This is a genomic window from Bradyrhizobium lablabi (assembly GCF_018129385.1).
GTDB classification, from domain to species: Bacteria; Pseudomonadota; Alphaproteobacteria; order Rhizobiales; family Xanthobacteraceae; genus Bradyrhizobium; species Bradyrhizobium lablabi_C.
On the sequence record NZ_JAFCLN010000006.1, the window covers coordinates 46,514 to 70,889 of the forward strand.

Annotated in this window: 14 protein-coding genes; 4 read left to right on the forward strand and 10 right to left on the reverse strand. The window is 62.0% G+C overall.

The window, feature by feature from the left end:
* Positions 1-60: 60 nt before the first annotated feature.
* Positions 61-1,266: an ABC transporter substrate-binding protein gene (locus JQ628_RS14230; RefSeq protein WP_212223215.1), complete on the reverse strand. Its 1,206-nt coding sequence runs from the start codon at positions 1,264-1,266 to the stop codon at positions 61-63.
* A 374-nt stretch (positions 1,267-1,640) separates the two neighbouring features.
* On the opposite strand from JQ628_RS14230, the gene JQ628_RS14235 reads away from it, so the two are divergent.
* The 3 genes from JQ628_RS14235 to JQ628_RS14245 all read left to right on the forward strand — a co-directional run bounded on the left by JQ628_RS14235 (position 1,641) and on the right by JQ628_RS14245 (position 11,731).
* Positions 1,641-3,701: an FG-GAP-like repeat-containing protein gene (locus JQ628_RS14235; RefSeq protein WP_212223216.1), complete on the forward strand. Its 2,061-nt coding sequence runs from the start codon at positions 1,641-1,643 to the stop codon at positions 3,699-3,701.
* Between the two features lie 117 nt (positions 3,702-3,818).
* Positions 3,819-7,478: a Calx-beta domain-containing protein gene (locus tag JQ628_RS14240; protein WP_212223217.1), complete on the forward strand. Its 3,660-nt coding sequence runs from the start codon at positions 3,819-3,821 to the stop codon at positions 7,476-7,478.
* 434 nt (positions 7,479-7,912) lie between these two features.
* Complete coding sequence (locus JQ628_RS14245; RefSeq protein ID WP_212223218.1) at positions 7,913-11,731, forward strand: Calx-beta domain-containing protein; 3,819 nt, start codon at positions 7,913-7,915, stop codon at positions 11,729-11,731.
* Between the two features lie 108 nt (positions 11,732-11,839).
* On the opposite strand, the gene ftsH is transcribed toward JQ628_RS14245, so the two are convergent.
* From ftsH to JQ628_RS14290, 9 genes are all read right to left on the reverse strand, one after another.
* Positions 11,840-13,762: an ATP-dependent zinc metalloprotease FtsH gene (gene ftsH / locus JQ628_RS14250; RefSeq protein ID WP_212223219.1), complete on the reverse strand. Its 1,923-nt coding sequence runs from the start codon at positions 13,760-13,762 to the stop codon at positions 11,840-11,842.
* 277 nt (positions 13,763-14,039) lie between these two features.
* Positions 14,040-15,059 carry a tRNA lysidine(34) synthetase TilS gene (tilS, locus tag JQ628_RS14255; protein ID WP_212223220.1) on the reverse strand — a complete coding sequence of 340 codons (1,020 nt, stop codon included), beginning with the start codon at positions 15,057-15,059 and terminating at the stop codon, positions 14,040-14,042.
* Between the two features lie 51 nt (positions 15,060-15,110).
* Positions 15,111-16,208: a tol-pal system protein YbgF gene (gene ybgF, locus JQ628_RS14260; protein ID WP_212223221.1), complete on the reverse strand. Its 1,098-nt coding sequence runs from the start codon at positions 16,206-16,208 to the stop codon at positions 15,111-15,113.
* 165 nt (positions 16,209-16,373) lie between these two features.
* Positions 16,374-16,862, reverse strand: a complete 489-nt coding sequence (pal, locus tag JQ628_RS14265; protein WP_212223222.1) for a peptidoglycan-associated lipoprotein Pal — start codon at positions 16,860-16,862, stop codon at positions 16,374-16,376.
* 1,040 nt (positions 16,863-17,902) lie between these two features.
* A complete protein-coding gene (locus JQ628_RS14270) occupies positions 17,903-18,166 on the reverse strand; it encodes a hypothetical protein (protein ID WP_212223223.1) in 264 nt (87 codons plus the stop codon).
* Positions 18,167-18,219: 53 nt separating this feature from the next.
* Positions 18,220-20,538 (reverse strand): xanthine dehydrogenase family protein molybdopterin-binding subunit, encoded by a 2,319-nt coding sequence (locus JQ628_RS14275; protein ID WP_212223224.1) that lies wholly within the window; start codon positions 20,536-20,538, stop codon positions 18,220-18,222.
* Positions 20,539-20,540: 2 nt separating this feature from the next.
* Positions 20,541-20,993 carry a (2Fe-2S)-binding protein gene (locus JQ628_RS14280; RefSeq protein ID WP_212223225.1) on the reverse strand — a complete coding sequence of 151 codons (453 nt, stop codon included), beginning with the start codon at positions 20,991-20,993 and terminating at the stop codon, positions 20,541-20,543.
* Between the two features lie 281 nt (positions 20,994-21,274).
* The gene (locus JQ628_RS14285; RefSeq protein ID WP_433996132.1) at positions 21,275-22,408 is read right to left on the reverse strand and encodes an ABC transporter substrate-binding protein; all 1,134 of its coding nucleotides are present in this window, start codon (positions 22,406-22,408) and stop codon (positions 21,275-21,277) included.
* Positions 22,409-22,542: 134 nt separating this feature from the next.
* Complete coding sequence (locus JQ628_RS14290; RefSeq protein ID WP_212223226.1) at positions 22,543-23,769, reverse strand: cytochrome P450; 1,227 nt, start codon at positions 23,767-23,769, stop codon at positions 22,543-22,545.
* An 89-nt stretch (positions 23,770-23,858) separates the two neighbouring features.
* Between JQ628_RS14290 and JQ628_RS14295 the strand changes: the two genes are divergently transcribed.
* On the forward strand, positions 23,859-24,356 hold the full coding sequence (locus JQ628_RS14295; RefSeq protein WP_212223227.1) for a MarR family winged helix-turn-helix transcriptional regulator: 498 nt from the start codon (positions 23,859-23,861) through the stop codon (positions 24,354-24,356).
* The last annotated feature ends 20 nt before the right edge of the window (positions 24,357-24,376 follow it).

A 24,376-nucleotide genomic window follows, 5' to 3' on the forward strand; every position in this document is an offset into this window, starting at 1 on the left:
AATAGGCCGGACCGTCTTGAAGAATTGTTAAGGGTTTGCGCGCGGGCGGAACTTTGTGCGTCAATTCCCCGTCAGCAATTCGCCAAAGCGCTCCCAGGTCTTGCCGTTGAAGCGCATGAACTGCATCTGGTCGACCGGCACGTGATCGGTGGCCGACGTGTTGACCTTGATGCCGGGCAGCAGCATCGGCAATTCCAGATCCTTGATCGAATAGGCCTGCTTGAGAATGTTCTCGGTCGACAGGTCATCGCCGCAGGCTTTCAGCACGGCCTCCAGCGCCATCGCGCTGTTGTAGGCGTTGACGTAATTGGTGTCGTGCAGGTCGCCCTCGGGCACGTATTTCTTCATGAATTCCCGCCAGCCCTTGACGCCGGCATCGTTCGCCCAGGCCGGATCGTCCGGATCCTTCACGTAAGCGGTGGAGAGAATGCCGGTGCCGGCCTCGACGCCCGCGGGCTCCATCACCGTGGAAATCCACACCGCGACGTTGGACAGGAACGTCATCGGCCGCCAGCCGATCTCGAACGATTTGCGGATCGCCTGCGCCGCGAATTTCGGCGTCGCCGCGATCACGAACACGTCGGCGCCTGAGGCCTTCAACTTGACGATCTGGGAATCGATGGTCGGCTCCTGAATCTCGTAGGTCGCGCTGGTAACGACGGAATCGTATTTCTCGCCGAGCACATCCTTGAGCCCCAGCAGATAGTCGCGGCCGAAATCGTCGTTCTGCGAGATCACGGCAAACTTTGCATTGGGATTCTTCGCCAGCGCATGGCGCGCATAGAGCCGGGCTTCGTAGCGGAACGGCGCCTGCACGCCGACGGTCGCCTGCGGATATTGCGTGATGTCGGCGAATTTCGAAGCGCCGGAGGCGAGGAAAAGCTGCGGGATGTTCTTGCTTTGCAGATATTTTGCGATCGCCGTGTTGTGCGCGGTACCGATCGAGGAGAAGATCAGCGCGACCTCGTCGCTCTCCACCAGCCGCCGCGTCTGCTCCACCGTCTTCGGCGGCGCATAGCTGTCGTCGAGCGAGATCAGATTGACCTTGCGGCCGTTGATGCCGCCGCGCTCGTTGACCATCTTGAAGTATCCGACCTCGCCCTTGCCAAGCGCGCCGAACGCCGAGACCGGCCCGCTATAGGGCATGGTCTGGCCGATTTTGATTTCGGTAGCGGTGACGCCGCGCATTTCGGCGGCGGAGGCGGTAGCGGAGAATGTTGCGATAGCAACAATGCTGACGGCAGCACTGTAGGTGAACGAACGCATGTTTTCCTCCCGGATTACCCGCAGATCAAATGGTGCGGTTGACCGCACTCGTTTCCGAACCCGGGATGCTGCCACAAGCGCGCGCTGGACGCCAATCGGAGCTTGGCGCCATGCACGATGTTAGATTGCAACACGCGCCCGAAAATCGGTAAACGCGAACTCAGAAGCGTTGACTTTCCCCGGCCATTCCCATCCTTTCTTCCTGAAATTGCGGGGCTAGGTTGGGACAATTAGTATTGCAGGTATTTTCGAGAGTTCTGCGCGACGCGCGCGGCCTCCATGACGAACCAGATATCGGTGAGCAGCCCGCTGCTCCGCAGATCGGATGCGTCCGGCTGCACCAAACACGCTGACCTCAGAACAGAAAGTAGAGCATGGCAACGGCCTTGAACGGAACGATTGTGGACGGCGGTAGCCAGTTTGCGGTTTCAATCAACAGCACAGACGGAACAACGATCGACCCGTCGCGCCCTACATGGCTGATCATCCACGGCTGGAACAGCAATCCGGATCGATTTGCGGACATGGTGAGCGCCATACAAGCTCAACGGCCCACAGACCAGATTCTGGTTCTGGATTGGCAGACCGCCGCCGACACGGGCGCATTGCATGTCAATCCGGGCGAGGCTGAGACGCGCATCCCTCTCGTTGCCAGCTGGGCGGCAGCAGCGTTGAGCGATGCCGGCTTCTCGGGCGCGAACCTGAACGAGATCGGCCATGACTTTGGCAGCTCCATCGCGGGCGAGATCGCCGAATTGATCCCGGGCGGCGTCAACACCATCGTTGCGCTGGATCCGTATGCTGACATCCCCGGCAACAGCTACAATCCGGAAGGGCCGGACGGCGTCAATTTTGCGCAGTATTCCCAATACTCATGGGCGTTTCACGATTCCGACCCGCACACTCCCGGCAACATAGATGGACATGGGCTGGCAAGCCCGAGCACACCGGTCACGGCCGACGAAGCATATAGTGTCACCGGCAGCTATGACTTTGCCATTCCGGGTCTCTTCACGTCTCTTGCAGGCGCCCCCAGCAACATCGTAGGCCAGTACTTCAACCTCCAACGCCTGCTGGACCACCAACCTGTCTCGTGGCAACTAAATCAATTCAATGCCGACGGCACTCAATTTACAGGCGCCGGATACGACGCGGTAATCGCTGCCACGGGCGGCGGCGTGTCTCCGCTATCGATTGCTTACGTAAATGCCGCGGCTTCCGTTTCAATCGACGACGTGACAGTCACTGAAAGTGACTCAAACACCTTGATCACCTTCACCATCACTCGATCCGGCGGCACGGCAGAATTCTATATCCGGTACGCTTCGGCGGACGGCACTGCCACGGTGGCGGACGACGACTATTCCGGGTTTTCCGGCATGCTGCACTTCGATGCCAACGTCAATTCAATGACGGTCTCTTTCATCGTCGAAGGCGATCTCAAGATCGAGCCGAATGAGCACTTTTTCGTCAACATTTTTGATGCAACGAACGGCGCCTATATCAGCGACAGCCAGGGCATAGGCACCATCGTAAGCGACGAAGTCAGCCGGGCAGCGAGCGACTTCAACGGCGATGGCAACAGTGACATCCTCTGGCGCAATGACGCCGGTACCCTCCAGACCTGGAATATGGACGGCGGCAATCTTCTCGGCGCCACCTCGCTGGGAACCGTCCCCTCGGCCTGGAAGGTCGCAGGCACCGGCGATTTCAACGGCGATGGCAAGAGCGACATTCTCTGGCGCAACGACAGCATCGGTGTCGCTCAGATCTGGGACATGGACAACGCCAATGTTGCGGGCACCCATTCGTTCGTGGCGATCCCCGCGGAATGGAAGATCCTCGACACCGGCGATTTCAACGGCGATGGGACAAGCGACATCCTCTGGCGCAACGACAGCTCCGGCGTGGCCCAGATCTGGGACATGGACAATGGCGAGATCCTGAGCGCACAGTCGCTCGGCGTCATACCCGCAGTCTGGAAGTTCGCCAGCACGGGCGACTTCAATGGCGACCACAAGACAGACCTCTTGTGGCGCAACGACAGCTCCGGCGTGGTGCAGCTCTGGGACATGGATAACGGCAATATCCTAAGCGCGCAGTCGCTGGGAGTCATTCCGGCGGCCTGGAAGATCGCCGGCACCGGCGACTTCGATGGCGACGGCAAGACCGACCTGTTGTGGCGGAACGACTCCGGTGTAACGCAGCTCTGGAACATGGACAACGGCACGATCGGAATCACCCGCTCGCTCGGGACAATCCCTTCCAACTGGCAAATCGCCGACGTTGCAGACTTCAACGGCGACAGCAAGGCCGACATTCTCTGGCGCAACGACAGCAACGGCACCACCCAGATCTGGGAGATGAACGACGGAGCGATAACCAGCGCCCAGTCGCTCGGCGTGGTGCCGGACAACTGGCACATTCTCACCTAGCTGACACGCATGGCCAAACCACATGACGATCGTTGTCGCGTGGCCGACCCGAATGTTTTATCAGCGCCGATCAAGTTCAAAATTGTTCACTTAGCGACTGCGTCGTGAGGGAATGAAATGGCAGCTTGGACGACAATAGGCAGAAAACCTCTCGACTGGGCCGAGAGCTTCAATGAAAGCCTTGCGCTCGATACCAGCGCGCTTCAGGCCGCACGCCTGTCTACCCAAGGCTCCGCCACTGACATCAGCGGCAGCATCCCTGTTGCGGGCATACAGTTCGATGGCGTGAGCCTCGAATATGCTGACGAAGGGCCGTCGACTGTCGTCGTCACATCGGCAAGCGGGCAGATCGTCAACAACGCCCTCAGCAACAACGGTGTTGCATTCGATGGGGAGCCTGCCGCCGCGAACGGCCAGTTCGACATCGTCATCAACTACACCGGCGATCCCGCCTATGCCTCGTATTTTCAGGCCGCGGCGGCGCGATGGTCGCAAATCATCACCGCCGACATTCCGGACTCGGTGTTCAGCGACGGGAGGGCGGTCGACGATATCCTGATCGACGCCGAGGTGGGCTTCATCGATGGAGCAGGAAGCAACGGCCGCAACATTCTCGGTCAGGCCGGGCCTGACTATGTGCGCTTGCCGTCCTATCTGCCGATCCACGGCATCATGAGGTTCGACAGCTACGACCTCTCCTTCATGGTGAGTCAGGGCATCCTCGACGAAGTCATCATGCACGAGATGGGCCATGTGCTGGGTATCGGCACGATCTGGTCGGCCAGGGGCCTGCTGATCGGCGACGCCAGCTACTACGGATTCCTCGGCGCCAATGCATTGGCCGAATACAGGGCCATGAGCGGCAACCTTTCGGCGACATCGGTGCCGGTGCAGCCGGGCAACGTCGGCGGCAGCTCGGGGTCGCACTGGTCCGAGAGCCTTTTCCAGAACGAATTGATGACGCCTGCGACAGGGCCCGGCACCGTGATGCCGCTCAGCCGGCTCACCATCGCCTCGCTCGCCGACCTCGGCTACACGGTCAATCTGAATGCGGCCGATCCCTATGCGTTTCCCGGCGGAACGGGCGCCGGCCTGGTCTCGATCAACGACGTTTCGATTTCCGAAGGCAACAGCGGCACGCAGGTCGCGACCTTCACCGTCACGCGCACCGGCGGCAGCGCGGCGTTCGCCGTCAACTACGCGACGGGCGACGGGACGGCATTGGCGGGATCCGACTATGTCAGCAAAATGGGCACGCTGACATTCGGCGCCGGTGTCAACAGCCAGACGATCTCCGTCATCATCAACGGCGACGTGACGGCCGAAGCCACAGAGAATTTTTTCATCAATCTTTACGGAGCCACCAACGGCGCGGCTATCGCCGATAGCCAGGGCGTCGGCACCATCTTCAATGACGATATCGGCCCGGGCTCGATTTCCATCAGCGACGTGACGATCGTTGAAGGCAACAACGGCATCCAGCTCGCGACCTTCACGGTGACCCGCGCCGGCGGCACCACTGCCTTCTCCGTGAATTATGCGACCGCCAACAACACGGCGGTGGGCGGCAGCGACTATGCCGCAATGTCAGGCACGCTCAACTTCGCGGCAGGCGTCGACTCGCAGACCATAACGGTTGTCGTCAACAGCGACGTATTGATCGAGAACAACGAATCGTTCTTCGTCAACCTGTCGGGAGCGACCAACAACACCGTCATTACCGACAGCCAAGGCGTCGGCACCATCCTCAACGACGATAACGGCCCGGGCTCGGTCTCGATCGACGATGTCACCATCACGGAAGGCGATAGCGGCGCGCGGATTGCGACCTTCACGGTCACCCGCACCGGCGGCGAATCGGCGTTCTCAGCCAACTTTGCTACCGCCGACGCCTCCGCCAACGCGGGCAGCGACTATGTCGCGACGTCGGGCACGCTCAACTTCGGCGATGGAGAGAACTCCAAAGCCATTTCGGTCACGATCAATGGCGATCCGAATCTCGAGAGCAACGAAGCATTTTTCGTGAACCTGTCGGGCGCCACCGCCGGCGCCACGATTACCGATGGGCAGGGGCGCGGCACTATCGTCAATGACGACGTCAGCAATCCGTTGCCGGATGATTATGCTGATAGCTTCGCGGACCTGACGGCACCGTTCGGGCAAGTCAGCTTTGGCGGCACCGCCACAGGCAATCTTGAGAACGCGGGCGACCGCGACTGGTTCCGGCTTACGGTAGGTCCCAGCCAGATTACAACGGTCGAACTGCAAGGCGTAGATTCTGGGCAGGGGACTTTGGTCGACCCATATCTCTACGTCTACAATGGCGCAGGAGCCCTGTTGTACGAGTTGGATAATCTAGCACGCGGCCTTGATGCACTGGCCGTATTCATTTCCCCGGACAGCGCCAGCAACACATACTATCTCGCAGCAGCAGCCTTTCACGATGGCTACGCAGGAACATATCGACTCAATGTGATTTCCGGACTCCCGGATCTCGACGATATGCCCGATAGTTTTGCGGACAAGTCACGCAACTTTGGCGGAGCCGTTGTCGGCGGATTGAGCAGCGGCATCTTGGAAACAGCAGGCGACCGCGATTGGTTCGCTGTTAATCTCACAGCGGGCGTGAACTACAATCTTGAACTGACCGGGGTGAGCGATCTAGGAACGCTGCCAGATCCTTATTTGCGCCTCTACGATCCCGCCGGTGCCCTCATTACCGAAAACAACGACATCGATCCCGGTGTCAATCCCGACTCGCTGCTGGTTTTCCGGCCGACGGTGACTGGCACTTATTATCTCGAAGCTAGCGGCCGTAATGATGACATTGGTGGCATAGCTGGCGGGACATACTACCTGCGTGCGACTGTCGCCCCAAGCACGGGATCGCCCGTCCCGATCCATGACTTCAACGGTGACGGCAAGAGTGACATCCTCTGGCGCAATGACGCCGGTACACTCCAGATCTGGGGCATGGACGGCGGCAATATTCTCAGCGCCAATTCCCTGGGAACGGTGCCCTCGGCCTGGAAGGTCGCCGGCACCGGGGATTTCAACGGTGACGGCAAGAGCGACATTCTCTGGCGCAACGACAGCACCGGTATCGCGCAGATCTGGAACATGGACGACGGCAACATCCTGAGCGCGCAATCGCTCGGGGTGATTCCCGCGGTCTGGAAGATCGTCGACACCGGCGATTTCAATGGTGACGGCAAGAGCGACGTTCTCTGGCAGAACGAGAGCTCCGGTGTCGCTCAGATCTGGGACATGGACAACGGCAACATCCTGAGCGCGCAATCGCTTGGGGTCATTCCCGCGGTCTGGAAATTCGCCGGCAGCGGCGACTTCAATGGCGACCACAAGACCGACCTGTTGTGGCGCAACGACAGTTCAGGCGTGGTCCAGCTCTGGGACATGGACGACGGTAACATCCTGAGCGCCCAATCGCTCGGAGTCATCCCTGCCGCCTGGAAGATCGGCGGCATCGGCGACTTCAATGGCGACAGCAAATCAGACCTCTTGTGGCGCAACGACTCAGGTGCGGCTCAGATCTGGAACATGGATAACGGCAATATCCAGGGTACCCGATCGCTCGGGACAATTCCGTCCAGTTGGCAAATCGCCGATGTCGTGGACTTCACCGGCAATGGCACGGCCGACATTCTCTGGCGAAACGACAGTTCAGGCGCGGCTCAAATCTGGGAGATGGACAACGGAACCATTCTCAACGCCAACTCGCTCGGAGTAGTGCCGGATAATTGGCACATCCTTACGTAGCCGCCCGAGCGGTCGGGCTGGCTTTTGAACACTGGTATCTGGGCCTCTTCGCCTAATTGACGTTCACCTAGTCGCATTATCGCGCATCTGCGCGGCACTCGGTCAATGCCACCTCGTGGAGGCGCCCCGCCGATACAAGAGATTGAACGTGCCGCGTCGGGTTGATTTAAGGTTGAGCTACTCCGCCGAAAATCCCGTTGACTCGCTTGCTTGTTATCGTTCTTACTTTCTGGGAATTTTAGGCAATGGGCTTGGGGCTCATTCATACAACGACGGTTTCGAACGGCAGGGAAAGCTGCGCCTGGGTCCGGCGCGATCCAGTTCGGCGGCTACGTCTGCATTCCTGGTCGGTGTGCGTCCTCGGGGAATTATCCCCGAGCTGGCAAGGGCAGCATTTGGGCCGGCAGGCCAATTGACTTTGTTTGGAGGCATTGATGATTGCTTTTTCTGGAAGAATGCGCAGCGCCTTCCATGGGGATACCTCTGGCGCCGGCTATTTCGCAGACGACGCCTTGCTCGACGCATTCTGGATCCGGCGGCTTGACAGCACGTCTTCCCCTTTGCCGACAACCGAATTCGGCCATCTCAGCGCCTCGGCATCCTCAGCGGACGCCGGAGTTATAGATGATGCGGTCGTAAATGCGATTCAGATCGGTACCGACTTTGTCGTCAGCGGCAACCGATGGACGCACAACGTCATCACCTGGAGTTTCGAGACCGCAAACTATCCCGCTCAGCAGCAGGGAGTGAATTTCGCCTACAGTTTCCCAGAGGGGAGCAACGAGGCCAATTTCATTGCCCAGGCGTTCAGCATGTGGGATGCCGCCGCCACCAACCTGACTTTCCAGCAGGTTGAGGATGGGCCGAACGTCGATATCAGAATCGGATGGGGAGAGAATCTTCCGAACGATCCTGGATACAACACACTCGGCATGACATATCCGTTCGTAAGCGGCACACATCCCTTCACCGCCGCGAACGACATCTACAACACGCTCACCCAGGCGCTCATCCTGATCGATTGGGCAGACGAATACTCCGACCTTCCCGGCGGCACGAGCGCGAACAAGCCCTTCCTGAACGTCGTCCTGCATGAAATCGGCCACGCCATCGGCCTGGACCATTACGACGTTGCTTCTGCCGTGATGAATACCCTGGCGAACAACCTGACCTCGCTGACTTCGCACGAAGTAAATGGCGTCAACTATCTCTATCCCACCGGTGGAGGTGGCGGTGGCTCGGGTGGCGACTACCGGCCGACCATCACCAGCGCCGGCACGATTTCCGCATCGGCAGGCCAGATCATCACGATCAATTATCAGGTCGCGAATATCGGCAACCAGTCCGCAAACACCATGGAGTGGCGGATCTATCTTTCGCAGGATCAGTTGATCAGCGTCAGCAACGAGGTTGTCGACCGCCATGTCGGCACGGGCTACATTCTACAGCCGCTGGCGGCCGGCGCCTCTGTGACCGGCTCCTACAACATCGCTCTGCCGAATGACATTTCCGGGACCTGGTATCTCGGAATTGTAGCCGACTACGGCAACTTTGTCGTTGAAGCGAATGAAAACAACAACATCAGCAATCTCGTTCAAATCAATGTAGGCGCCGGCGGCACTGCGGGCTCTATTTCGATCAATGACGTAAACATCAGCGAAGGCAACAGCGGCACTTCGATTGCGACCTTCACGGTCACGCGCACCGGCGGCACCGCGGCATTCTCCGTCAACTACACGACAGCCAACGGCACTGCGATTGCGGGCGCCGACTACTCCGCCAATTCCGGGACCCTCAACTTCGCCGCGGGCGTCAACAGTCAGACGATCTCTGTGCCGGTCTTCGGCGATGTCGGCGTCGAAGGCAACGAAACCTTCGTCGTCAACCTGTCGGGCGCCACCAATGGCGCGACGATCGCCGATGGTCAGGGCATCGGCACGATTATCAACGACGACGCAGCAGCCGCGGCCGGCTCGGTTTCGATCAATGACGTGATGATCACCGAAGGCAACAGCGGCACGCCGATGGCGACCTTCACAGTCACGCGCACCGGCGGCACCGCGGCATTCTCTGTCAGTTACGCGACCGCCAACGGCTCCGCCACCGCCGGCGGCGATTACGCCGCCGATGTCGGCACGCTCAACTTCGCCGCGGGCGTCAATAGTCAGACGATCTCCATACCGATCTTCGGAGATGCCGCCGTCGAAAGCAACGAAACGTTCTTCGTCAACCTGTCGAACGCCACGAACGGCGCGACGATCGCCGACAGCCAGGGCATCGGCACAATTGCCAACGACGACGCAGCAGCGGCGGCCGGCTCGGTTTCGATCAATGACGTCATCATCACCGAAGGCAACAGCGGCACGTCGATGGCGACCTTCACGGTCACGCGCACCGGCGGCACCGGGGCATTCTCCGTCAGCTACGCGACCGCCAACGGCAGCGCTATCGCGGGCGCCGATTATTCCGCCGATACCGGCACCCTCAACTTCGCCGCCGGCGTCAACAGCCAGACGATCTCCATACCGGTCTTCGGGGACGTCGCCGTCGAAAATAACGAAACCTTCGTCGTCAACCTGTCGAACGCCACCAATGGCGCAACGATCGCCGACGGCCAGGGCATCGGCACGATTTTCACCGACGATGCAATATCGGTGGCCGGATCGGTTTCGATCAATGACGTAATGATCACCGAAGGCAACAGCGGCACGTCGATGGCGACCTTCACGGTTACACGCACCGGCGGCACCGGGGCGTTCGCCGTCAGCTACGCGACCGCCAACGGCACTGCCATCGCAGGCGGCGATTACGCCGCCGATGCCGGCACCCTCAGCTTCGCTGCCGGCGTCAACAGCCGGACGGTCTCCATACCGATCTTCGGGGATCTCGGCGTCGAAGCCAATGAAACCTTCTTCGTCAATCTGTCGGGCGCCACCAATGGCGCGACGATCACCGACGGTCAGGGTGCGGGCACCATTGCCAACGACGATGGATCAGTGTCGGGGGACGATTATGCCGACAGCCTCTCCGACGCCACAGCACCGATCGGCCAGCTCAGCATCGGCGGCGGCGTCACAGGCAACCTCGAGGCGTTGGGCGATCGTGACTGGTTCCGCGTTACACTGGCAGCCGGCACTTCATATACGTTCGACCTGCAAGGCGCTAACTCGCACTCGGGGACGTTGGATGATCCACTCTTGAGGCTCTATGACAGCTCCGGCAACCAGGTCAATTCCGACGACGATTCCGGTACCGGATACAACCCGCACCTGGTTGTTACCCCCACTGTTGCCGGCGTGTACTACATTGCCGCCGGTGCCTATAACGACGGTTCCGCGGGTACGTATCGCTTGTCGATGGCGACCGGTGCCAATCAGCCCACGCCGAACGATTTCGACGGCGACGGCAGATCGGACATTCTGTGGCGCAATGATGCTGGCGCCATCCAGACCTGGAATATGGACGGCGGGACGATGGCGTCTGCCGATTCATTCGGCACGGTGCCGTCGGCTTGGCAAGTCTACAGCACCGACGATTTCAGCGGCGACGGCATGTCGGACATGCTCTGGCGCAATGAAGCCAACGGCACCCTCCAGGTCTGGGACATCGATGACGACGGCCTGCTCGCCACGCACGCGCTCGGCATAATCCCGGCCAACTGGCATATCATCGGCACCGGCGACTTTAACGGCGATCATTACGCCGACATCCTCTGGCGTAACGATGCCGGCGTGGTGCAGCTCTGGAATCTCAACAACAGCACCCTGGCCAGCGTCTCGAATCTGGGCGTCATTCCCAACAATTGGCAGGTCGCCGCTACCGAAGATTTCAATGCCGACGGCAAGACAGACATCCTGTGGCGAAACTCGGCCGGTGCGGTCCAGACCTGGGACATGAACGGCGGCACCGTGCAAGCGGTCCACAATCTCGGAGTGGTGCCCAGCAACTGGCAAGTCGTCGGCGCCGGCGATTTCAATGGCGACCACTACGCGGACATCCTCTGGCAGAACGATGCGGGCGTGGTCCAGCTCTGGGACCTCAACAACAGCAACCTGCTCGCCAGCAAGAATGTTGGGCTGCTGCCGAGCAGCTGGCATATCGAAGCGACCGGCGACTACAGCGGCGATCATATGACCGACATCCTGCTGCGCAACAACGCCGGCGTTACCGCGATATGGCAGATGAACGACAACAACATCAGCAGCAGCGATAGCCTGGGGCAAATTCCCAATAGCTGGCACATTATCGCCTGATCGATGATGCGCGTGCGGGATCTCCTCTCGCGCACCGCGCAAAAGAAAAGCCCGGCCTGACGCCGGGCTTTTACAAGGCTTGTCCTGAGCGGGCCGCTACTCGAGGCATTACGCCTGCGGCTGCGGCTCCAGACCGGGGTCCGGATCGGGCCGCGGGCGCGGCTTGCCGGCGGGCGGCACGGCCGAGGTGCGCGGGCCGGTCGGCTCCAGCACCGATTCGCGGTTCGGCTTCTTGCCGTTGATGACGTCGGTGATCTCCTCGCCGGTCAGCGTCTCGTATTCGAGCAGCGCCTGCGCCAGAGTCTCGAAGTCCTTTTTCTTCTCGGTCAGGATACGCCGCGCGGTCTCGTAGCCCTCCTCGACCAGACGACGAACTTCGGCGTCGATCTTCTGCGCGGTGGCCTCCGAGATGTTCTGCTGGCGGCCCATCGACATGCCCAGGAACACTTCTTCCTGATTGTCGCCATAAGCCACCGTGCCGAGTTCGTCGGAATAGCCGAGCTGCGTCACCATGGCCTTCGCCATCTTGGTGGCCTGCTGGATGTCGCTTGATGCACCGGACGTGATGTTGTCCTTGCCGAAGGTGAGCTCCTCCGCGACGCGTCCGCCCATGGCGACCGCGAGCTGCGAGGTGAACTCCTTGTACTTCATCGAGTAGCGGTCGCCTTCGGGCAGGAATTTCACCATGCCCATGGCGCGGCCGCGCGGGATGATGGTGGCCTTGTGCACGGGAATGCCCGCGGGCACGTTGAGGCCGACGATGGCGTGACCGGCCTCGTGATAGGCGGTCAGCATCTTCTCTTCCTCGCTCATGACCAGCGACTTGCGCTCGGCGCCCATCATGACCTTGTCCTTGGCCTCTTCGAACTCGGACTGGGTCACCATGCGCTTGTTGCGGCGGGCAGCGGTGAGCGCGGCCTCGTTGACGAGGTTCATCAGGTCAGCACCCGAGAAGCCGGGAGTACCGCGGGCGATGATCTTCAGGTTGACGTCGGGCGCCAGCGGCACCTTGCGGACGTGAACCTTCAAAATCTGTTCGCGGCCGCCGACGTCCGGATTCGGCACCACCACCTGGCGGTCGAAACGGCCGGGGCGCAGCAACGCCGGATCCAGCACGTCGGGCCGGTTGGTGGCGGCGATCAGGATGATGCCTTCATTGGCTTCAAAGCCGTCCATCTCGACCAGCAACTGGTTGAGCGTCTGCTCGCGCTCGTCATTGCCGCCGCCCAGACCGGCGCCGCGATGACGGCCGACCGCGTCGATTTCGTCGATGAAGATGATGCACGGCGCGTTCTTCTTGGCCTGCTCGAACATGTCGCGCACGCGGCTTGCGCCGACGCCGACGAACATTTCGACGAAGTCAGAACCGGAAATGGTGAAGAACGGCACGTTGGCTTCGCCCGCAACCGCGCGCGCGATCAGCGTCTTGCCGGTGCCGGGAGGGCCGACCAGCAGCACGCCGCGCGGAATGCGTCCGCCAAGGCGCTGGAATTTGCCGGGGTCGCGCAGGAACTCGACGATCTCCTGCAGATCCTGCTTGGCCTCGTCGACGCCCGCGACGTCCTCGAACGTCACGCGGCCATGCGCCTCGGTCAGCATTTTTGCACGCGACTTGCCAAAGCCCATGGCCTTGCCGGCGCCGCCCTGCATCTGGCGCGACAAAAAGATCCACACGCCGATCAAAGCGATGAACGGCAACCAGGAGACGAGCAGCGACACGAACCACGGCACGTTGTCGCCGGGCGGCTTCGCGGTGATCTGCACCTTGCCGTCATACAGACGCTTGACCAGCGTCGGGTCGTTCGGCGCATAGGTCTGGAAGCTCGAGCCATTGGTGAAGGTGCCGTGAATCTCAGGTCCCTGGATCACGACATCGCGCACCTTGCCCTGGTCGACCTCGCTCAAAAGCTGCGAGAACGAGATGTCCTGCGAAGACGCGCGCTGGCCCGGGTTCTGGAACAGCGTGAACAGCGCCAACAGCAACAGGACAATGATGACCCAGAGGGCGAAATTCCGCAGATTGGCGTTCATTGAGCTTCCTTCGTGGTCGCGCGGATCGCGGCCTTATTCCTTGGCAGTAAACCCCGGTAGCCACGAGGGATTCCCCGGACGACTGCATACAATCTAGGTGGCGCCCTCCTTGATGCCAAGGGAACCACACAGGACTATTTAGCGCATCTTAGCGCGATTCCCGCGTAAATAATGGCGCCAGGGCCGCAGTTTTCCGGGGTGGTTAAGCCGTTCGGCGCAATATCGCGACAATATCCCGGCCCACATTCACGATTCAACCCTTGTTCAACCCTTTGTTTCAACCCTTGCGCCCGCGACGCGGCGGCGCGGCCTCGATGCGGATCCGGCCTTTCGCGAGATGGATGACGGCGCCCGCAAGCGTCTGCTTCAGACGCGGCTGGCGTTCCACCGCGGCCCGGTCAAGCGCCGCCAGCAACGTCTCGACCTTGCCAAGCTCAGCCGGCCCCTCATGCCCGCGTTTGTCGATCGCGCGCCGCAGGAGGCGGACGCGGACTTCTTCAGGCAGCGCAGCGAAGGCCAGCGCGTCGAAGCCATCGCCGGCATTGCCCTTGAGCGCGAGGTAGCGCTCGGCGCCATCGGCCAGCACTTCCACCGCGTCATTGGCGCGGGCCAGCCGCGCGGCGAGCCGCGCCAGGCTTTTGGCGTCGCCCCCCTCGGCGGCCAGCGCCGGCATCAGTTCGCGCAGCCGCGGCCGCGTGAAGTTCGTGTCGCGGTTGGTCGGATCGTCGGCGAAGGCGATCTTTGCCTTCGCAAGCGTTGCGATCAGTTGCGCCTTCGAGATGTCCAGCAGCGGCCGCGCCAACAGCACGCCGTCGCGTTCGCTCTCGCGCGCCATGGCAGAGAGGCCGGCAATGCCGCTGCCGCGCAGCATCCGCATCAACAATGTTTCGGCCTGATCGTCGCGCGTATGAGCGGTGACGATGTGGCTGGCGCCACATTGGCGCGCGGCCTGCGCCAGCAGGCGGTAGCGCGCCTCGCGCGCGGCAGCCGGGATGCCGGCCTTGGGCTTGGCGCCGCGCCAGCGCAGCGTGCGATGCTCGATCGCGAGCGACTGCGCAAGGCGCTTGACGTCGCGGGCTTCGCGCGCCGCCTCGCCGCGCAGGCCGTGATCGACGGTGACCGCGATCAGGCGCGGTCCCTGCTTGAGGCCGCGGCGCCAGCGCACGGCCAGCCACATCAGCGCGATGGAATCCGGACCGCCGGAGACCGCGAGCACCAGCGCGGGCGCCGCCTTCCAGCCGGCGAACAGGCTTTTCGCGTGCTGGGCCGAGATCGCGGAATGGTCGTCGTCAGCCATCTTGTCGCCGGCAATATCGAGGCCCCTTCTTTCGACCTCACGCCCGCTGATCTAGCACTTAACCCGCTTCTGCTCACGGTCCACCGCGGCTTTGACGCCGGCCGAGGCGCGCGGATATTTGCGCGTGACTTCGCCAAGTGCGGCGCAGGCGGCTTCCTTTTCCTTCAGCGCGGCGAGCGACTGGCCGAGCCGCAACAGCGCGTCCGGCGCCTTGCCGGACTTGTCGTATTTGGTCGTGACGCCGAGGAAGGCTTCCGCCGCATCGCGGTATTGTTGGCGCTGGAAATAGCTTTCGCCAAGCCAGTATTGCGAATCCGCCAGCAGCGGATCGCTCGGGTATTTCTGCGCAAAGTTGCGCATGGTCTGTTCGGCGAGCGCGTAGTCCTTGCGCTGCATGTAGCCGATGCCGAGGTCGAATTCGTCCTTGGGCGTGGCCGACGGCGGCAGCGTGGTCAGTGCGGCGCTCTGGCCGGGAACAGGACCGGCGGCGCGCGGTTGCGGCGGCGGTCCCGCCGGGCTGGTGCGGGCGAGATCGAGCGGTTCCCCTGCCCCGCGTCCGCCGGGCGCGCCGACCACCGGCTCGGGCGAGACCGGCATCTGCCCGCCGCCGAGTGCGCGCGGTGCGCCGGGCGCGTTGGGATTTTGGTTGGGATCGAAGGCATCGCCGCGGCGGCGGTTACCGACCGGCGCCGCCGGATCCTGGACGATCGGCGCGGGCGAAGCGATCTGCGGTTCATAGCCGCCCTGCCGCTGCGGGTAGGTCTGCTGCTGCGGATAGCCCTGCTGCGGATAACCCGCCTGCGCCGGCGGCTGCTGATATCCGCCCTGCTGGTAACCGGGTTGCTGCTGGTAACCCGACTGAGGCTGCGGATAGGCCGGGGGCGCGGCGGCAACATTCGGCTGGGCGACGGACGCCGGTGCGCCGGCAGGCGGCACGCTGCCGCCGAGCTGGCGCAGACGTTCCTCGAGCTGCCGGTTGCGGTATTGCAGCTCCTCGTTCTGGCCGGTGAGCTGGCGGAGCTGGTTCTCCAGCCGCTGGATCCGCAATTCGAGGTCCGGATCGTCGGACTGCGCGAAGGCGGAGGGAGCAACGGCGAGCGCCGCAGCGAACGCCACGGCGCGGGTAATCATATGAAATCTGGATGACATTTTGGCCTGACGACGATCATCTGACATCGAAAGCGGAAATCACAGGACGCATGGACTACGCCGGAATTGTGACTGAACAAACATTCACGTAGAGCGCCTCAAAAGGCAAAACCGGCGCCCCGAGGGGCGCCGGCGATGAAATCGGCTCTGGCTTTCGCACCAGCTTTACGAACTGGCGTTCAGCACGGTAACGGCGCGGCGGTTCTGCGACCAGCAGGAGATGTCGTTACAGACCGCAACCGGACGCTCCTTGCCGTAGGAGATGGTGCGCATGCGGCTAGGATCGATACCGCGGGAGGCCAGGAAGGAGCGGACCGACTGGGCGCGGCGGGCGCCGAGCGCGATGTTGTATTCGCGTGTGCCGCGCTCATCGGCATGGCCTTCGATGGTGAAAGCGTAACGATTATACTGTTGTAGCCACTGCGCCTGCCGTTCCAGCGTGGCGATCGCCTGCGGGGTCAGATCGGTCTGGTCGCTTTCGAAGAACACGCGGTCGCCGACATTGACCACGAAGTCCTGCTGGCTGCCGGGGGTGGCGGCGTTCGCCATCGCATCGGTTGCAGCGTTCTTGTTGGCGCAGGCGCCCATCGCCAGCGCCACCGCCAGCACCGCGGCCAGCTTCAATCCCTGGAGGATACGCATCTGATGTTTCATTCCGGGAGCCTCCACGCTCACGTTCGTCATACTGTCATCGGTCTACAGGGGGTTGGTTAAGCGAACGTTCCGTCAACCTTGATGGGGTGTTTCCAAACCCCGTCAAATGCCGGCAAATCCCCAAAAGCGGCCGGGACAGTTAATGATTTGTAAATGTGGCGCGACGGTGAAGGCAAGGGTTCCCAAGGGGTTGGAGCACAAGTTTCAGCCGAGGCGTGCCCGATCGGCCATACCCAGTCCAGCCGCCGCCCGGCCGTCATACCCGCGAAAGCGGGTATCCAGTACGCCGCGGCCTCTCGGTTCAATCATTTAATGTCTCTGGAATACTGGATCCCCGCCTTCCGCCTTCGCTCTGCGAGCTACGGCGGACAAGTCGCGGGGATGACGACTGAATGTGTGTTCGCGTTCTCACGACGCGATTTGCGCCCGAGCTTTTCAAAATTCATCGCGCCTCTAAGGGTAGAGGGCGCAGGGAATGCCGGGTGCGCGCTGCACCCGAGGTCTCGTGTGCGCTGCTTGCGCATTAAAAAACTGCACACGAGCATACAGGTGAGCGGAGAACACTCCGACATCCCCTGCGCAATGGCTTTACGGCTTATATCGCGCTCTCCCTGGTGAGCGGGCTTGTTGTCACCATCGCCTCGCGGAAATTCCGCAAGGCTTAGCGCCAGCGTCGCGGCGCCAGGACCACACGACTTCGCCGTACGCCCTTGTTCAGTCGTCTGCTGAACAAGCGCGTCCATCGCATCCCATCCCAACGTTTGGTGGCGACGGCCAACGCCCCTCCTCGGGGATGAGGTGGCGCTGTTATAATTCTGATTTGCCGAAATTGACAAGCGGAATATTTTTGATTTCAGGGCTTGACATGACTTCCGAAAATCAGAATTTGATTTGCCCGTCCGGGCCGAATTGGCCACTGACGATTACGTCGGCCGAGGCTTTTGGCGGAATTTTGCCGCACACGATGACGACGGCCTTGATCCAAAGCAGGACATGCCGAAGCGGGCCTTGCATGGACGCCAGCCGATCAAAACTTCGGGCTATTTACCCTTGGTATCGACCTTTGCTTTTTCGTCCTCGTTCATTTTCTTCACGACGGGATCGCGACCAGCTTCGCCGGTGGTCTGGGTCGTGGTGGCCGGCGGGCTTGCGTTCGGCAAGGAAGATTGCCCGGGAGGCGTGGTCGCAGGCCGCGTTGCCGTCGCGCCCGGCGGCGACTGCGTTTGAGCGGTCGCCGCCTGCGTATTCAATAGAAGCACGCTCGACAGCAGCATCTGCGCGAGCGAAGTTGCGTTAGGCTTCATCGATCCGACTCCTCATCAGATCGAAGAAAACGGACCGCACGGTCCAACGTTCCTCACGCCTCCAATTGCTTGCCGATCGGCAGTGTGCGGATGCGCTTGCCGGTCGCGGCGAAGATCGCGTTGATCAGCGCCGGTGCAAAGGGCGGCACGCCGGGCTCGCCAACGCCGCTTGGCGGCGTATCGGGAGCCGGAGGCACGATGTAGACGTTGGTCACGGCAGGCGACTCGTCGATCCGGATCACCGGGAAGTCGTCATAATTGCCCTGCTGCACCTTGCCGTCCTTGAAGGTAATCTCGCCATGTTTGACGAGGCTCATACCCATGATCGCGGCGCCCTCGATCTGCGACTGGATCCGCTCCGGATTGACGTAGGTTCCGCAATCGATGGCGGTATCGACCCGCGGCACGGTGAGCTTCCCCTTGTCGTCGACCGCCACCTCGACGATCGTCGCGATATAGCTGACGAAGCTGCGATGCGCGGCAATGCCGAGCCCGTGTCCCTTTGGAACGGAGCGCCCCCAGCCGCCCTTGTCTGCGACCAGTTCGACGACCTTGCGCAGACGGGCCGTATCGATCGGATAGCTTTCATAGGGCTCGCCGTAGTTCCAGAGGTCCTTCACGGAATCCAGTTTGAGAATCCGCGGAGAGCCGATCAATTCGAGCAACATGTCCTTTTGATCGCGCTTGGTGGCATGGGCTATTTCAGCGGCCATCGACTGTACCGCGAAGGCGCGCGGAATGTTCGATACGGCGCGGAACCAGCCGATACGGGTATGCGCGGCCGCCTCCGGATTCTCGCATTGCACATTGGCGATCTCGAAGGGCATGTCGACCAGTCCCATGCCGAGTTCGAACGGCGCCTGATGCTTTGCACCGGCGGCAAACGTGGAGGCGATGCTCGGTGCGACGCTGCGATGCCGCCATGCCGTCACCTTGCCGCTCTTGTCGAGACCGGCCTCGATGCGTTCCACCGAGACGGTGTGCAGGAAGCCGTTGCGAACGTCGTCTTCCCGCGTCCATTGCACCTTGACGGGCGCGCCGAGTTCCTTTGAAAGCAAGGCCGCCTCGATGGCGTAATCGCATTTCGATTTGCGCCCAAAGCCGCCGCCGAGCAGGGTGACATTGACGGTGACATTCTCCTGGGGAATGCCGAGCGTCTTGGCGACGTCCTCGCGCGTTCCGCCGGCGCTTTGCACCGGCGCCCAGATCTCCGCCTTGTCGCCCTTGACATCGGCGACCGCGACCGGCGGCTCCATGGCAACATGGGCGAGATGCGGCAGATAGTACTCACCTACGATCACCCTGTCGGCGCCTTTCAGGGCGGCTTCCACGTCCCCCTCCTTGCGTACGACTAGGCCGGGTTTCCGCGCCGCTTCCTCAAGCTCGGCGCGGTAGGCGGCCGACTCGTATTTGCCGTTGGGGCCGTCGTCCCAGACGATCGTCAGGGCGTCGCGGCCCTTGATCGCAGCGCCGGTGTTGCGCGCGATCACCGCGACGCCCCCGAGCGGCTGGAATTTTGAAGGCCACGGCCAGCCTTTGACTTCCATCACTTTCTCGACGCCGGAGACCTTCATCGCCGCCGCCCCGTCGAACGAAGCGACCTTGCCGCCAGTTACCGGCGGCCGGGCGATGACGGCGTATTTCATCCCGGGCAGGCGGACGTCGGCGCCGTACCGCGCGGTTCCCACCGTGATATCGCGGAGGTCGACCATGCTGATCTGGCCCTTGCCCAGATAGCGGAAGTCCTTGGGGTCCTTCAGCCTGAGCCCTTCGACACTTGGCACCGACTCTTTGGCGGCGTCGGCCGCCAGATCGCCGAAGCCGATGCGGCGTCCGCTGGCACTGTGGACGACCTCGTGATTGACCGCTTTCACTTCGGTGGCCGGAACGCCCCAGCGTTTCGCCGCCGCACCTTCGAGCATGGTCCGCGCCGAAGCGCCGATCTGGCGCATCGGCATCAGGTAGTGCCGGGTGCTGCGCGATCCGTCGGTATCCTGGTTGCCGAATTTGGCTTCGTCTCCGTGGGCCTGCTGGACCTTTACGCGGGACCAATCGGCTTCCATTTCTTCGGCAACGATCATCGGCAGGCTGGTGCGGACGCCCGTTCCCATTTCGGCGCGGTGCGCGACGATGGTGACGATGCCGTCAGGGGCGATCGCAACGAACACGCGGGGATCCACGACGGTGCCGTGCGGCATCTTGTCCGCGCCGGTCTTGTAAGCGGCAAGGGCGGGCCGTGACATCACCGGTGCGGCCAGCACGAACCCGCCGGCCAGCCCGAGACCTTTCAGGATGCTGCGGCGTGAAACGTTGTCGACCTTGACGTAACGCTCAAAGCCGCGAAGCGTTTTGGGATTGGTTATGATGTTCATGATCAGACCCCCGTCGATGCGAGGTGAACCGCGTTTTCGATGCGCTGATAGCAACCGCAGCGGCAGATATTGCCCGCCATCGCCTCGCGTATCTGATCGTGCGTGGGCTTTGGATTTTCGATCAGCAGCGCGGCGGCCTGCATGATCTGGCCAACCTGGCAATAGCCGCATTGCGGGACATTCAGTTGACGCCAGGCCTTCTGAACGGCGTGATCTCCGGTCGGGTGAAGGCCTTCGATTGTCGTGACCTGCCGGCCGACCACGTCGGAGACCGAAGTGATGCAGGCGCGGACGGCCTGTTTGTCGACGATGACGGTGCATGCGCCGCACAAGGCCTGGCCACAGCCATATTTGGTGCCTGTCAGGCCGGCCTCGTCGCGGAGAAACCAGAGCAGCGAAAGATCAGGGTCGCCGTCCCAGTTCCGTTCCTGACCATTGATCTGCAATTTGATCATGACGCGCCTCCCTCCTGGCGTTTGTTAATGCAACGAAACCGGCTTCCTTGAGTGATCCCAAGGAAGGCCTGACCCTCGACGACAAAAAGAGAGCTGTTTGAACGTGGCCGTTGCGAACTCGCCCTCCCCCTTTTCTTCAAGGGCCGGGCTACAGAGCGTACAACAAAGCAGCGTGAACAGAATTCACGATGCCTTGTTTTCCCGTTTCAGGAACTGGATGGCCGGGTGTACAGATCAGCCCCGTCCGATCGATTTGTCGCGGCTGCCTGCCGCACCTCTCCCTATTTGACCAATGCGCAGCCGCCGTCGGCCATCGGCCGGAATGCCTGATCGGCCGGGATGGTGGAGATCAGCTTGTAATAATCGTACGGATATTTCGACTCGTCCGGCTTCTTCACCTCGAACAGATACATCGGGTGAACGACGCGTCCATCCTGGCGGATCGCAACGTCGCCGAACAGCTTGTCCTTGCCTTTGAACTTCTTCATCTGCGGCACGACGTTCTTTGCGTCGTCGCTGCCTGTGGCCGCAACCGCGTTGAGATAAGCGAGCGTGGAAGCATAGACGCCGGCCTGGTTGGCGCTCGGCATCTTGCCGTTCATTCCAGGACGCGCGGCAAAGCGCTTTGCGAAGGCGCGGGTGTCGTCGTCCATGTCCCAATAAAAGGACTCGAGGATTTGCAGGCCCTGCGCGACCTTCAATCCCATCCCATGCACGTCGTTGACGAACAGCAGAAACGCCACCATGGTCTGGCCGCCCTGCTGGATGCCGAATTCGGCCGCCTGTTTCACGGCGTTGATGGTGTCGCCGCCGGCATTGGCAAGGCCGATCACCTTGGCCTTCGAGTTCTGCGCCTGTAGCAGGAAGGACGCGAAATCGGACGTGCCGAGCGGGTGCTTGCTGGAGCCGAGAACCTTGCCGCCGTGCTTCTCGATGTAATTGGTGGCTTCCGCCTCGATGCCCTGCCCGAGCGCATAGTTGACCGTGATGAAATACCAGTCCTTCCCGCCGCGCGCCATCATTGCGGACGCGGTGGTGTTGCCGGTGGCCCAGGCATCGTTGACCCATTGAATGGTGTTGGGCGAACAGGCCTTGCCGGTGAGATCGGAGCTGGCGGTCGATGACGCCAGGAACGTCATCTTGCTGTCGCGCACCAGCGAATTGATGGTGAGGCCGACCGCCGAGTTCGGCACGTCGACGATGGCATCGACGCCGTCGACGTCGAGCCATTTGCGCGCGATGGCCGAGCCGACATCGGCCTTGTTCTGGTGGTCGGCATAGACGATCTCGACCTTGATGTTCTTGGCCCCGCCGTTGAAATCCTCGGCCGCCATACGCGCGGCTTCGACCGAGCCCATGCCGTTGGTGTCCTGGAAAATGCCGGAGATGTCGTTGAGCACGCCGACGCGCACCACGTCGCCGGAGATTTCCGCATGTGCTGTGCCGGCCGCGCAGGCAAGTCCAAGCGCGGGCGTAGATTCCGGATTTCTTCATGGGTCCCTCCCCTAAAATGATTATACTTGAAGTCTGCGGCGCGTCGGCGGCCGGATCAGGCCGGCCTGATCGTGACGGGCAGGCTTTCAAGCCCGCGCAGCGTGTTGTTGTAGCGGCGCTGCACCTCGCCGGTGATCTCGATCGAAGCGACCTTGCGCGCCAGTGCCGCCATCATCACCTCTCCTTCGAGGCGGGCGACGAGCTGGCCGACGCACATGTGGATGCCGGAGCCATAGCCGACATGGCCCGAGGTGCGCCGCGTGATGTCGTAGCTGTCGGGGTTCTCCCAACGGCGCGGATCGCGGTTGGCGGCGCCGAGGAACATCAGCACCTTCTCGCCCTCGCCGACAGCATGGCCGCCGATCTCGACCTCGCGCGTGGTGGTGCGGAAGAAGGTCTGCACCGGGCTTTCAAAGCGGACGGCTTCCTCGAACGCGTTGCGCGCCAGCGAGGGATCGGCACGCAGCTTTGCGAGCTGATCGGGAAAGCGCGCCAGGCTGTAGACGGCGGCGCCGATGCCGTTCACCGTGGTGTCTATACCGGCGGAGAGCAACGAGCGCACCAGCAGCGGCGCCTCGTCGTGCGTGATGGCGCCGGCGTCCGCCTGCGCATGGACGCAGGCGCCGAGGCCGCCGGGTGCGAGGTTCTCGCGCTGGCATTGCGCGGCGACATAGGCCTGATGTGGCGCTGAGCGCTCGATCGCCTCCTTGCGCAGCTCGTTCGGCGGCCCGAAGGCGTTGAACACGAGGCTGGCGTAAGGCAGCAGGTTCTCGCGTCCCTCCTGCTTCAGGCCCAGCGCATCGGGAAACACCGAGAGCGGATAGGCCTCGGCCAGATCGGGGATGGCATCAAAACTGCCGCGTGCCAGCAGCTCGTCGACCTTGGCTTCGGCCAGCGCCGTGAAATGAGCGCGCAGCGGACGCATCGCGCTGGCCGACAGCACCTGGTTCAGCACCGCGCGGGTGCGCGTATGGGCCGGCGGGTCGGCTTCCAGAATGATGCTCGGCGGACGCCACGGCTTCTCTTTGGCGAAATCACTGAGGCCCACGCCGCGGCTCGAGCAGAACGTCTCGGGATCGTTGAGCACGGCGTGCACTTGCTCGTAGCGCGCCACGCCATAGACGCCCCATTTGTCGAGATAAACGAGCGGGCCGGCTTCGCGCAGCTTCGCGTGGGTCGGGAAGGGATCGGCGAAAAATTCGATCGAGAAGGGATCGAAGTCGAGATGGGGGATCGACCCGCCGGGGCTGCCAGTGGATGCAGCGGAGCTGGATGCCATCATGCTGTCCTCCTGAATTTTGCGCTTGTGAAGCCTCGCCCCGGGCCTTTATTGGTGGATGTGTTTCCGCACCTTTCACCGCGAACCGACAGATGGCCCCAGGCACGCAAGCGACCAAGCCGCGCAACGCGCAGGAAAGTCCGACGCTCGATCTCGATCGCTACGTTCCGGCGTTCATCACCTTCATCGCGAACAAGCTGTCGAACAGCGCGACCATCCGCTATCAGAACGAGTTTGGCGTCAACGTCACCGAGTGGCGGATCATGGCGCTGCTCGCGATCGAGCCCAACATCGCGGCTTCCCGCATCTGCCAGGTGATCGGGTTCAACAAGGGCCCGGTCAGCCGCACGCTCGCCGAGATGGAGAAGCGCGGCCTTGTCGCGATCAGGACCGACGCCGACGATGCGCGCACCCACTCCATATCGCTGACGGCAAAGGGCCGCGCCACCCACGATCGGGTGATCCTGGTCGCGCTCGACCGGGAGCGCCGGCTGCTGTCGTGCCTGTCCAAAAGTGAGCACGAAGTATTGATCGATCTGTTGCGCCGCCTGCACAACAATCTCGGTGCCGTCACCGGCAACGGATCGTAAGGCAGCGGATCGTAAGGCGC

Excerpts from the sequence above, each read along its gene's own strand:
- JQ628_RS14230 (WP_212223215.1), bottom strand. The coding sequence starts at position 1,266 with ATGCGTTCGTTCACCTACAGTGCTGCCGTCAGCATTGTTGCTATCGCA.
- JQ628_RS14290 (WP_212223226.1), bottom strand. The coding sequence starts at position 23,769 with ATGATGGCATCCAGCTCCGCTGCATCCACTGGCAGCCCCGGCGGGTCG.
- JQ628_RS14245 (WP_212223218.1), top strand. The coding sequence starts at position 7,913 with ATGATTGCTTTTTCTGGAAGAATGCGCAGCGCCTTCCATGGGGATACC.
- ftsH (WP_212223219.1), bottom strand. The coding sequence starts at position 13,762 with ATGAACGCCAATCTGCGGAATTTCGCCCTCTGGGTCATCATTGTCCTG.
- pal (WP_212223222.1), bottom strand. The coding sequence starts at position 16,862 with ATGAAACATCAGATGCGTATCCTCCAGGGATTGAAGCTGGCCGCGGTG.
- tilS (WP_212223220.1), bottom strand. The coding sequence starts at position 15,059 with ATGGCTGACGACGACCATTCCGCGATCTCGGCCCAGCACGCGAAAAGC.
- JQ628_RS14240 (WP_212223217.1), top strand. The coding sequence starts at position 3,819 with ATGGCAGCTTGGACGACAATAGGCAGAAAACCTCTCGACTGGGCCGAG.
- JQ628_RS14295 (WP_212223227.1), top strand. The coding sequence starts at position 23,859 with ATGGCCCCAGGCACGCAAGCGACCAAGCCGCGCAACGCGCAGGAAAGT.
- JQ628_RS14270 (WP_212223223.1), bottom strand. The coding sequence starts at position 18,166 with ATGAAGCCTAACGCAACTTCGCTCGCGCAGATGCTGCTGTCGAGCGTG.
- ybgF (WP_212223221.1), bottom strand. The coding sequence starts at position 16,208 with ATGTCATCCAGATTTCATATGATTACCCGCGCCGTGGCGTTCGCTGCG.
- JQ628_RS14280 (WP_212223225.1), bottom strand. The coding sequence starts at position 20,993 with ATGATCAAATTGCAGATCAATGGTCAGGAACGGAACTGGGACGGCGAC.
- JQ628_RS14275 (WP_212223224.1), bottom strand. The coding sequence starts at position 20,538 with ATGAACATCATAACCAATCCCAAAACGCTTCGCGGCTTTGAGCGTTAC.
- JQ628_RS14235 (WP_212223216.1), top strand. The coding sequence starts at position 1,641 with ATGGCAACGGCCTTGAACGGAACGATTGTGGACGGCGGTAGCCAGTTT.